Raw genomic sequence first — 9,447 nt, 5'->3', positions numbered from 1 at the left:
CTAGTTCACAGTAAAAGTAAATTCTGCAATTAAAATAAAATAAAAAGCCATCATTTGATGACTCTCTTTAGTAGGCGTTCTCCCTTCAAATTCAAACTTTCACATAATCCCTAGTAAGCAAATAAATCACATCAGACCCTCTTTAAAAAACAACCCTAGTCCCATGTAGTTGTTTTAAACCAACCTCTAAAAATTGCTCTCTATTCTCCAAGTTAATGCCACCACCAGCCAAGATTTCAATACGATGATTCGCATATGTAAGCAGTTCTTTATAGCGTCGAAGACGTTCCTGTATAGAAGCGGTTGGTTTTCCTGCACGAGTCAAGATCCGATTGACTCCGTGTTCAACTAGCCAGTCAATAGTAGAAAGCTGTTCCTCAAAACTCAATTCATCAAAAGCCATATGAAAAACAATTTCCATATTTTTAGAAGCGCTAATCAATCGTTGCATGACAGGTTTATCTAACTCAAAGTCCTTTGTAAGAGCTCCAAACACTACACCATGACATCCTGTTACTTCTGCCTCTTGAATATCGGTCAACATAATCTCTAACTCATCCTCTGAATAAACAAAATCACCACCACGTGGACGAATCATCGCCATCACACGAGCATCCTTCTGGCTACACAGTTTTACAGCTAAAGTCATAACACCCACACTAGGAGTTGTTCCACCGACTGCAAGATTATCACATAGTTCAATACGTTTTGCACCAGCTTGCAAGGCTTGTTCTAACAAGGTAATATTTTCAGCACAAAATTCATATACCATACAGTTCTCCTTTTTCAATCCTCTCTCCAAAAATAGGTGGAGCATGATTGGTAAATCTTTTTTATATTATTATAACATATTTGCAACTAAAAAGAATATATGGAGATCATATATAAAAGAACTGTTTTTGTCCTCGAGACTTAGGAAACCTATCATTTCAACAACCTAAGTGATAGACACTTCAGTCATACAACAAGTTTTAACCAGTAGAGCATGACAAATACAGTTTTTCTTTTATTCAGGAGTTTTGTTTAAGCGTTCTCTTTCCAGTCTTAATTTCCGATTAGGATTCAAGCGATTGAATAATTCTTCCAATTTTTCTGCATTCCAGACATCTGCAGCAGAAACGAAATTGCCATTTTCATCTCGAAAAGATATCGGCTTATCACCCATCAAACTACTCCTTAATCAATAAATTCAAACTCAAATTTTCCAATTCGAACAATATCACCATCTTTTGCTCCTCTTGCACGAAGAGCTTCATCAACTCCCATGCCACGTAATTGACGTGCAAATTTCATAACAGACTCATCCCGATCAAAATTTGTCATGGTGAACAATTTTTCTAGACGATCACCTGTAAGAACCCAAGCTGCATCATCTTCGCGACTAATCTCGAATTCTGGGGCAACTTCATCAAATCCGTAGTAAACTTCTTCTTCCATTTCTGTTTCTTCATACAGGAGAAATTCATCCGTTTTGTCCAATAATTCTGCTGTTGCTTCTAAAAGAGTTCCCAAGCCTTGCTTAGTCAAACTAGATATAGGGAAAATCATTGGAAGTTCTTCAAATTCATCAAAATGAGAAGTTAATTTTTCTTTAAAAATTTTCAAATTCTCTTCACTATCGGGCATATCCATTTTATTGGCTACAATAATTTGGGGACGTTCCATTAAACGAAGGTTGTAAGATTCTAATTCCTTATTAATCGCTAAATAATCCTCATAAGGATCTCTTCCTTCGCTAGCAGACATATCTACTACATGAAGAATAACTCGAGTTCGCTCAATATGACGGAGAAACTGTGTCCCTAACCCCACCCCTTGACTTGCTCCTTCGATCAAACCAGGAAGGTCTGCAACAGCAAATGAATCACCAGAATGAGTCCGAACCATGCCTAGATTTGGAACGATTGTTGTAAAATGATACGCTCCAATTTTAGGTTTGGCAGAAGTGATGACACTAAGTAGTGTGGACTTCCCAACTGAAGGGAAACCAACCAAACCAACATCTGCCAAAACCTTCAACTCGAGTTCCAAATCACGTTCTTGACCTGGTTCGCCATTCTCGGAAATCTCAGGTGCGGGGTTTTTGGGAGTCGCAAAGCGAATATTTCCTCGCCCCCCTCGGCCACCGTGTGCGACAATATAAGTTTGACCATTTTCAACCAAATCTGTAATGACCTTACCAGATACTGCATCTCGGACAGTCGTACCTTGTGGAACTCGTACTAGCAAATCCTCAGCACCACGACCATGCATACCTTTAGTCATTCCTTTCTCGCCATTATCCGCTCGAAAATTACGGTTATAACGAAAATCCATGAGAGTTCGTAAACCTTCGTCTACTTGAAAGATAACATCGCCTCCACGACCACCGTCACCTCCCCAAGGTCCTCCATTTGGGACATACTTTTCACGGCGAAAGGCTACCATACCATCGCCACCTTTACCAGCTTTGACCTTAATCTTAGCTGTATCTAAAAACATACTCATTTTTATCTCTTTCTATCTAGGTCAATGCTCCAATCGCTCCAAGCACGAGGGCTCCTACTGTCACGATTAACATAATCCAAATAACCAAAGTGGTTAATCTCTCAAAAGCTGTCTTTTTACGTTGTCCATTATCTCCAAATGCCATAAAATATTTTTCTCCTTACTACATCCATAAAAATCAACAACATCACTAATATAATCCAATTTATCCTCGTTTTGTTTATATGATTTCCGAGATATATACATAATAATACTATTGTAGCATGTAGCACATATTTTTTCAAATATTGAAACAAAAAAAGGGGGCAAAACCAGTAACAGCAATGACTCCCAATTTTTAAATTTGTTTATTCAATTCCAATGGTTTGACGAACAACATCAGCAATCCCATCAACATAATAGTCAACTTTTTCATGCGTCGGTGCTTCAGCCATTACCCGTAAAAGTGGTTCCGTACCACTCGGACGAACAAGAATACGTCCATCACCACCCATTTCCGTTTCCATCTGAGAGATAATGGTTGCAATTTCAGACACTTCCATTGCACGCTCTTTCATGCTATTTTCTACTCGTATATTGACTAGTTTCTGTGGATAAATTTCAACTTCTGAAGCCAATTGAGAAAGAGTTTGTCCAGTTTCTTGCATGATTTTCGTTAACTGTACAGCGGTTAATTGCCCATCACCAGTTGTATTATAATCCAAAATAATGACATGGCCTGACTGTTCACCACCAAGATTAAAACCTGATTTACGCATTTCTTCCACAACATAACGATCACCAACCGCCGTCACAGCCTTATGAATGCCTTCACGCTCAAGAGCCTTATGGAAACCGAGGTTAGACATAACCGTTGTCACAATCGTATTTTGTGCGAGTATCCCCTTATCAGACATGTACTTCCCAATGATATACATAATCTTATCGCCATCAACTAACTGCCCCTTCTCGTCAACCGCTATCAAACGATCGGCATCACCATCGAAAGCAAGTCCAATCACCGCACCAGTCTCTAAAACCAACTCTTGTAGTTTTTCAGGATGAGTTGACCCAACCTGAGCATTAATATTTAAACCATCAGGTGTTTCCCCGATAACTGATAGCGTAGCTCCTAAGTCGGCAAACACTTGACGAGCACTAGTTGACGCTGCACCATTAGCAGTATCAAGCGCTACATGCATACCCTCAAGTTCAAATCCAGTTTCAACCAGATATTCTTGATATTTCCGTAACCCTTCTGGGTAGTCAACTAAGTAACCCAATCCTTGCGCACTAGGACGAGGTAATTCGTCCAAAGTAGCGTCTAACAAGGCTTCGATCTCAAGCTCTTTTTCATCATCCAGTTTATACCCGTCACTCCCAAAGAACTTAATTCCATTGTCTAAAGCTGGATTATGGCTTGCTGAAATCATCACCCCAGCACTTGCCTTTTCCGACTTAACCAAATAAGCCACACCAGGTGTAGCAATGACACCTAACTTATAAACACGAATTCCGACGGACAAAAGGCCCGCAACTAGAGCAGATTCTAGCATCTCACCTGATATACGAGTATCTCGACCAACAAAGACACGAGGAACTTCCTTTTCATGTTGACTTAAAACATAGCCTCCAAATCGGCCTAATTTAAAAGCTAATTCAGGTGTTAATTCAACATTGGCTTCCCCACGTACACCATCCGTACCAAAATATTTTCCCATTATTTTATCCTTTATTTTTATCATTTTTAGACGAGCTTGAATCAGAAGAACTAGACGACTTTACTACCACCTTTAGACTAACCTCAGATGGTGAAATCACACTAGCCAAAAGTTCGCCATTCGCATCAACAGCTCGTAGAGAAACTTTTCCAGAAAAATTACCATTAATCGTCGTATCATCCGGTAAAACAGCTTCAACATGATCAATTTGCTCAATGGTATTATTATCACTTGTAACCGAAACTGTTGTTTGAGATAAGGTCGTTGACTCTATTTCAACATCCTCACTAATTTGTTCAGGCTTTATTTCTGATTTTACAGTAAAATCTTTACTAATTTTTTTCCCTATTGTTACATTTATTTTACTAGGTTTTACAGAAGCTGTCAAACCACTAGGTAAATTCTCAACCTTTAAAGGAACTTCCACTGTACCTGAAGAAACCGTCAATAAGTCTGCCGAAACTTTGAAATTACGTGTTGTCTCTTGCATTTCTGTATTCAACATCAAGCGATTTGATCCTGATAAATCAACAGAAACTTCTGAAGAAAAACCACTGATAAAATACTTGTCACTATCATATTTCAAATCAATTGGTACATTCGTTACCGTATTCGTATAAGTTTCTGAAGTCACTTGACGCGAAGTTGTACTATTTTGAAAATTACTCGTTGTAGCATAGACAAAAAGAATCAAAGCAAAAAAAGTCGCAGAAATGATATATAATATATGACGTTTCACTCTTTTTTTCCTCCTGTCAAACGGTCTAATAAAGAATTTTTACTCTTTGCATCATTTTGATTAACAACCTTACGAAGAGCTATTTCAAACTCCTCCAATGTTAAATCATGCTGAAATATTCCGTTATGAGTGATTGAAATAGCTCCAGTTTCCTCAGATACAACAAAAGTAAAAGCATCTGAAACTTCTGAAACACCAATCGCAGCGCGATGTCTGGTCCCAAATTCCTTTGGAATACTAGTACTTTCGCTTAAAGGAAGATAGGCAGAAGCTACAGCAATCTTGTCATTTCTTACAATAACTGCCCCATCATGTAAAGGTGTATTAGGAATAAAAATATTTATCAATAACTCGCTTGAAATAGCCGCGTCCAATGGTATCCCAGTCGCAATATATTCTTGAAGAGTTCTGCTCCCCTCAATCGTAACCAAAGCACCGATTTTACGAGGGCTCATATACTCCACAGATTTTACAAAGGCTTGAATAAGCTTATCTTCAGTAGTTAATTGAGCCGAAGAAAATAAAGTGGCTCGTCCCAGTTTTTCAAGTAGTGCGCGAATCTCTGGAGCAAAAATAATAACTGCTGCAATCACTCCATAAGTTATAACTTGATTCATCAGCCAAGAAATAGTCCGCAAACCAAGGGCACTTGCTATTACTTGAGCAAAAACAAATAATAGGACTCCTCTAACTAAAACCATAATTTTGGTTCCAACTATCGCCCGTATAAAATAATATAGAAGCCAGGTCACCAAAATGATGTCTATAAAATTGATAAAAATTGCCCAAGGGCTTGAAAATATACTCTCCCAATATTGAAGATTGGATAATTGTTGAAAATTCATATCAAAACTCTTTCTAGAATGAAACGAAAAAACTCCCTTATCATTATAACACGTTTTGATTGAATTTTCTAAAAATTCCTATTGAAATTTTCTTTAAACACTAAGAAAAACTGCTAAAAAAACTGTTAAGAATAGTTTTGAAATAGAGTAGACAGCAATTGTTAAAAAACATAGCAAAGCCAATAGAGTGTATTTTGTAATTGATTTCATATCATCCTCCAAAAAAATATCGCATTTTTGCGACTTTTATGTATAGTATACCTGATTAAGCACCGCTCGTCAATACTAAAATCGCATTTTTGCAACTATTTTTTTGACAATTTTATCTAAAATGCTATAATAGAAGCATGCAAACGGAGGAGCCTCAATGATACTAGGAGAAAAAATAAAAGCTAGACGCAAAGAGCTAGGCTATAATGCTGATTTTTTAGCTGAAAAAACCGGACTTTCTCGTTCAACTATCTTTAGATATGAAAAAGGGGATATCGAAAAAATTCCTACTGAGATACTCTCTATCATCGCTCAGGCTTTAAGTACGACGCCTTCGTTGTTGATGGGGTGGAATACAGATGGACTTGTAGACGAAATCACAACTATTTCGCAAGAATTACCAAGAGCGAAACAACAGTTAGTGTTAGAATTTGCAAAAAAACAGTTAGAAATAAATACAGTTTCCAATATACCTGAAGAAAATCCTTCCGTTTTATCATTTCCCCAAAAGACAACGACTTTGTTTGAAGTCAGAGGAATTACTGAAGTTGCTGCAGGAATTGGATTTGGTTATGACGATACGGACACTTATACTGTCTTTACAGATGAAGAACCTCCCACTCATGATTTTGCAACTATGATTAACGGTGACTCTATGGAACCTACCTATCATAACGGTGATATGCTTTATCTGAAAGAAACTTTTGGAAGTCAATTTTCAGGTCAACTTCTTGTCGTAGCGATAGAAGATCGTACCTATTTTAAAAAGGTGTATCAAGAAGGAAACCAATTAAGACTCGTCTCTTTAAATCCTTCTTATAAAGACCTCTACTTCCATTTAGATGAATATACTCACTTCAAGTCTTACCAGGTAGTGGGCACCTTTACTCCCGTCTATCCTAATGAACTTTAGAAAATTTCCCGCTTTAGACTTTCTATTTTTTATGATACAATAATGCTTATGAAATTAAACACCTACACTGGATTAGTTGCTGCAAAAAGCGCTAACTATTTTTTAAAAAAACTTGGTCGAGGATCAACTTTACCAGGGAAGATTGCATTACAATTTGATAAAGATATTCTTCAAACACTTGCCAAAAATTATGAGATAATCGTCATTACTGGAACAAACGGAAAAACACTTACAACTTCCTTGACAGTTGGGATTCTCAATCAGGCTTACGGTCCTGTAGTCACCAATACTAGTGGTGCTAACATGATTACTGGTATTACAACAACCTTTTTGAACGCAAAGAGAAATCCATCAGGAAAAAATATTGCCGTACTAGAGATTGATGAGGCCAGCCTATCACGTATTTGCGACTATATTCAGCCAAGTTTATTTGTCTTTACGAATATATTTCGTGATCAAATGGATCGTTATGGAGAAATCTACACAACTTATCAGATGATTTTAGATGCTGCAAATAAGGTTCCTGAAGCTACTATTTTGATGAATGGTGATAGTCCCTTATTTAACTCAGTAGTTCTAAAAAACCCTGTTCAATATTATGGTTTTGATATAGAAGAACATCTTCCCACACTAGCTCATTACAATACCGAAGGCATTCTTTGCCCAAACTGTCACCATATCTTAAAATACAGGTCAAATACCTATGCAAATCTGGGGAATTATCTCTGTGAAAATTGCTCCTTTCAGCGACCAAAACTAGATTATTCGCTTTCTGAATTAGTTGAACTCACACACAATCATTCAAAATTTGTGATTGATGGAAATGAATACGCCATTAACGTTGGAGGGCTTTACAATATCTATAATGCACTTGCTGCTGTTTCTATTGCTCGATTCTTAGGAATTGATGCAAAAACAATTAAACAAGGTTTTGATAAAAGTAAAGCGGTGTTTGGTCGACAAGAGACTTTCCAAATTGGTGATAAAGAATGTACTCTTGTTTTAATTAAAAATCCAGTAGGTGCTACACAAGCTATTGAAATGATAAAACGGGCGCCTTTTCCATTCACCTTATCTGTCTTACTAAATGCCAACTACGCAGATGGTATCGATACAAGCTGGATATGGGATGCTGACTTCGAGCAAATCACGAACATGGACATCCCTCATATTACTGCAGGTGGGGTGCGTCACTCAGAAATTGCTCGGAGACTTCGCGTCACTGGATACCCTTCCGAACAAATTTTTGAATTAGAAAATCTTTCTGAAATCATTGAGAAGATTAAACAACAGGACTGTCAGCATACCTATATTTTAGCAACCTACACAGCTATGCTAGAATTCCGCGAACTACTAACCAGTCACCATATCATTGAGAAGGAAATGAAATAATGGTCTACACTTCTTTAGAGTCTCCAAAAGATACTAACCACTCTTATCAACTCAACATAGCTCACCTCTATGGTAATCTCATGAACACCTATGGAGATAATGGAAATATTCTCATGCTAAAATATGTTGCTGAGAAGTTGGGATGTGCTGTAAAGATTGATATTGTTTCTTTAAATGATCCATTTGATGCAAACTACTATAATATTGTTTTCTTTGGTGGGGGACAAGATTATGAACAATCTATTGTTGCAAAAGATTTGCCTTTTAAAAAGGAAGAGTTAGGAAAATACATAGAAAAAAATGGTGTTCTGCTAGCTATTTGTGGTGGCTTTCAATTGTTGGGCCAGTATTATATCGAGTCTTCAGGCCGTCGTATAGAAGGTTTAGGCTTAATGGGTCACTACACTCTTAATCAAGAAAAAAATCGATACATTGGCGATATCAAAATTCATAATAGCGAATTTAATGAAACCTACTATGGCTTTGAAAACCATCAAGGTAGAACCTTTCTATCCGATAAAGAAAAGCCACTAGGTCAAGTCGTTTACGGAAATGGAAACAATAAAGAAGACGGGTCAGAAGGCGTTCACTACAAAAATGTTTTTGGTTCTTACTTCCACGGTCCTATTCTTTCAAGAAATGCAAAACTCGCCTATCGTCTTGTAACAACAGCTTTAAAAAACAAATATGGGCAAGAGCTTCGACTACCAGATTTTGATGCAATCCTAGAACAAGAAAATTCAGAAGAAGTTACTGATATAAAAGGTAAGATTGATTTTCAAGATTAATTCCTTCCTTTCCCTTTTTGGAACTTTCCTATTTTTTCAGTTAGAAAGTCACTATGAAAACAAGAATTCACTATATCTTATTACTATTATCCCTACTTATCGTTGCTGCTATATCACTAGCCAACATGCAAAGTATTGAAGTCAGCTTTTTATTAGGAAGTTTTCGTTTACCACTTATCATTTTGATTCTTATCTCTGTTCTGCTCGGTTCTCTAATCACCTTTCTAATTGGACTTCCCAAAAATTTTTCCATGAAAAAAAGAATGAAAGAGCTAGAGAAAACAGCACCTCCATTACAAGAGAAAGATCTTTCTTAGCTAGTTTCAGTTACCTAGTAACCTAGTCCAACTGGGCAACTGAACAAAATCAACAT

Annotated in this window: 11 protein-coding genes; 4 read left to right on the top strand and 7 right to left on the bottom strand. The window is 37.1% G+C overall.

Features of this window, described 5'->3' with window-relative positions:
• Positions 1-142: 142 nt before the first annotated feature.
• The 7 genes from STRDD10_RS00110 to cdaA all read right to left on the bottom strand — a co-directional run bounded on the left by STRDD10_RS00110 (position 143) and on the right by cdaA (position 5,771).
• Complete coding sequence (locus STRDD10_RS00110; protein WP_067191982.1) at positions 143-772, bottom strand: copper homeostasis protein CutC; 630 nt, start codon at positions 770-772, stop codon at positions 143-145.
• 234 nt (positions 773-1,006) lie between these two features.
• The gene (locus STRDD10_RS10715; protein ID WP_156468543.1) at positions 1,007-1,165 is read right to left on the bottom strand and encodes a hypothetical protein; all 159 of its coding nucleotides are present in this window, start codon (positions 1,163-1,165) and stop codon (positions 1,007-1,009) included.
• Positions 1,166-1,176: 11 nt separating this feature from the next.
• Positions 1,177-2,487: a GTPase ObgE gene (obgE, locus tag STRDD10_RS00105; protein ID WP_067191980.1), complete on the bottom strand. Its 1,311-nt coding sequence runs from the start codon at positions 2,485-2,487 to the stop codon at positions 1,177-1,179.
• 16 nt (positions 2,488-2,503) lie between these two features.
• Complete coding sequence (locus STRDD10_RS10240) at positions 2,504-2,632, bottom strand: DUF4044 domain-containing protein (RefSeq protein WP_082781993.1); 129 nt, start codon at positions 2,630-2,632, stop codon at positions 2,504-2,506.
• Between the two features lie 202 nt (positions 2,633-2,834).
• Positions 2,835-4,187, bottom strand: a complete 1,353-nt coding sequence (glmM, locus tag STRDD10_RS00100; protein ID WP_067191978.1) for a phosphoglucosamine mutase — start codon at positions 4,185-4,187, stop codon at positions 2,835-2,837.
• A gap of 4 nt (positions 4,188-4,191) precedes the next feature.
• The gene (locus STRDD10_RS00095; protein WP_067191975.1) at positions 4,192-4,926 is read right to left on the bottom strand and encodes a CdaR family protein; all 735 of its coding nucleotides are present in this window, start codon (positions 4,924-4,926) and stop codon (positions 4,192-4,194) included.
• Entirely contained in the window at positions 4,923-5,771 is an 849-nt protein-coding gene (gene cdaA, locus STRDD10_RS00090; protein WP_067191972.1) for a diadenylate cyclase CdaA, read from the bottom strand. The genes STRDD10_RS00095 and cdaA overlap by 4 nt, the downstream gene beginning before the upstream one ends.
• Positions 5,772-6,138: 367 nt before the next feature.
• On the opposite strand from cdaA, the gene STRDD10_RS00085 reads away from it, so the two are divergent.
• From STRDD10_RS00085 to STRDD10_RS00070, 4 genes are read left to right on the top strand one after another with little or no spacing between them, the layout of a single operon-like run.
• Entirely contained in the window at positions 6,139-6,894 is a 756-nt protein-coding gene (locus tag STRDD10_RS00085; protein WP_067191969.1) for a helix-turn-helix domain-containing protein, read from the top strand.
• Between the two features lie 48 nt (positions 6,895-6,942).
• The gene (gene murT, locus STRDD10_RS00080; RefSeq protein WP_067191966.1) at positions 6,943-8,286 is read left to right on the top strand and encodes a lipid II isoglutaminyl synthase subunit MurT; all 1,344 of its coding nucleotides are present in this window, start codon (positions 6,943-6,945) and stop codon (positions 8,284-8,286) included.
• Positions 8,286-9,074 (top strand): lipid II isoglutaminyl synthase subunit GatD, encoded by a 789-nt coding sequence (gene gatD, locus STRDD10_RS00075; RefSeq protein ID WP_067191963.1) that lies wholly within the window; start codon positions 8,286-8,288, stop codon positions 9,072-9,074. Before murT ends, gatD begins: the two co-directional genes overlap by 1 nt.
• Before the next feature lie 53 nt (positions 9,075-9,127).
• On the top strand, positions 9,128-9,391 hold the full coding sequence (locus STRDD10_RS00070) for a lipopolysaccharide assembly protein LapA domain-containing protein (RefSeq protein WP_067191960.1): 264 nt from the start codon (positions 9,128-9,130) through the stop codon (positions 9,389-9,391).
• The last annotated feature ends 56 nt before the right edge of the window (positions 9,392-9,447 follow it).

The organism is Streptococcus sp. DD10 (assembly GCF_001578805.1).
Lineage (GTDB): Bacteria > Bacillota > Bacilli > Lactobacillales > Streptococcaceae > Streptococcus.
This window is presented reverse-complemented; position numbering and strand designations above follow the sequence as displayed.